Below are 318 nucleotides of genomic sequence, written 5' to 3'. Positions count from 1 at the left end.
GTTACCCGCCGCATCGGTAATGGTCGCTTCGACTGTTAACGTCGCGCCTTCCGCCGGTGCATCGACTGTCGTCAACACTTCGCCTGCTGTGATGTGAGCCGCTGTCAGTTCGATCTCTGTGCCGTTCACCGTCAAGGTATCGCCTTCAACCGCACCTGTGTCGGTTAGAGAGATGGTCACGTTCACGTCACCATCCAGCTCCGCCGCGCTGATCAGGCCGTCGTCGTTCGCATCTTCTGTGATTTCAACGCCTGGCGCACCCGCCGCTGTGGTATCCAGTTTCGCACTGTCTGTGCCTTTATCAGACACGTTACCCGC

At 58.5% G+C, this 318-nt stretch carries 1 protein-coding gene; it reads right to left on the bottom strand.

From position 1 onward, the window contains the following. Nucleotides 1-318 (bottom strand): hypothetical protein (locus EGM46_RS14810; RefSeq protein ID WP_164512930.1); only part of this gene is annotated, 318 nt, incomplete at both ends.

Source organism: Leucobacter chromiireducens (assembly GCF_003917135.1).
In the GTDB taxonomy this organism is placed as follows: domain Bacteria; phylum Actinomycetota; class Actinomycetes; order Actinomycetales; family Microbacteriaceae; genus Leucobacter; species Leucobacter chromiireducens_A.
Note: the sequence above shows the minus strand (reverse complement) of the source record. Positions and strands in the feature narration are given on the sequence as shown.